Consider the following 1,628-nt stretch of genomic DNA (forward strand, 5'->3'; position numbering starts at 1 on the left):
AAGTTCACGCCATCAACGGCCCTGACGCCGCCAAAGGATTTTCCCAATCCTGATACCTTCAGCAAGCTCATGCCTTTTCTCCCGCAGCACGGCGCCTGGCAATCAGCTGTCTGGCGAAGCCGGCAATTCCCTGCGGGAACAGCAGGACAAGAACCAGGATGATGGCTCCGAGCATGGCGCGCCAATAGTCGGTGTTTCGCGCCACAGTATCGTGCAGCCAGGTGAAAGTGACCGCGCCAACGACGGGCCCCAAAAGCGTCTGGATACCGCCCAGTAAAACCATGACAAGGCCATCGATCGACTTGCTCACGTGCAGGCTTTCGGGCGAAATGCTGCCTTTGGAAAAGGCATAAAGCGCACCCGCCAGCCCCGCAAAAGAACCCGCAATCACAAACGCGGCCCACTGCAGGCGTTTGACATTCATACCGATGGCATCCGAACGCAGCACCGAGTCGCGTGCCGCACRCATTGCGTAGCCAAACGGCGAATACAACAGGCGGTGCATCAGCAAAACACCTCCCGCCACCAGCACAAGGGTGAGGTAGTAGTAGATGCGTTTGTCCGCCAGCCACTCGGAGGGCCACACGCCGGTCAACCCGTTGCTGCCGCCGGTAAACATGTCCCACTGGTAACAAATCGCCCAGGTGATTTGCGCAAAGGCCAGCGTCAGCATCGCCAGATAAACACCAGACAACCTGACGCAGAACCAGCCATACACAAAGGCCCCCACGGCCGCCACAACGGGCGCCACGACCAGTGCCAGCTCCATGGGCATGTTCAGGCTTCGTACCAGCAATGCGGCGCCATAGGCCCCAAGGCCGAAGTAGGCGGCATGCCCGAACGAATGCATGCCGGCGGGGCCCATGATGAAATGCAGGCTGGTAGCGAACAGGACGGCAACCAGCAGGTCAATCAGCAACACCGTCACGTAAGGCGACTGCGCCGCAAGCACAGGCATCAAAGCCAGTACCGCCAAGAGGCCCGCACAACCCCAGGCATACAAGCGGTGCGGCCGGCGCAGCGGTTCTTCAGCCATGCCTGTATGCCGGCCCGGCGCCTGGGGCCTGCCGAACAGTCCCCAGGGACGGGCCACCAGGACAACCGCCATAACGACGAACTCCACCACCAAGGTCAGCTTGGAAAAAGAGACGCTGATGCCCGCAATTTCGACCAGCCCGAGCCAGATGCAAATGGCCTTGAGCTCGGCAATCAGCAGTGCGGCCACATAAGCACCCGGGATGGAACCCATGCCCCCAACCACCACCACGACAAATGCGGCGCCAATAATGTTGAGGTCCATCTCCAGGTTGGCGGGCTCACGCGGCAGCTGAAGCGCGCCACCCAGGCCGGCCAAAAGCGCGCCCAGTGCAAAAACCGCTGTAAACAGCCACGCCTGATTAACACCCAGCGCGCTGACCATCTCGCGGTCTTGTGTGGCGGCCCGGACCAGGGTACCCCAGCGGGTTTTGGTGAGCAGAAGCCAAAGCAGACCCAGAACCACAGGCCCTGCGACGATCAGGAAAAGGTCGTAGGAAGGAAATTGCCGCCCCAGAATCGAAACGGAGCCCGTCAGGCCGGGCGCCCTCGGCCCCAACAGCTCCTCGGCGCCCCAGAACCACAGCACACCG

Annotated in this window: 1 protein-coding gene; it reads right to left on the reverse strand. The window is 61.4% G+C overall.

Features of this window, described 5'->3' with window-relative positions:
* Window positions 1-67: 67 nt before the first annotated feature.
* Window positions 68-1,628, reverse strand: a 1,561-nt coding sequence (locus tag AC1D0Z_RS21310; RefSeq protein WP_477660152.1) for an ABC transporter permease subunit, incomplete at its 5' end; no start/stop codon positions are given.

Source organism: Polaromonas sp. P1_E3 (assembly GCF_056405935.1).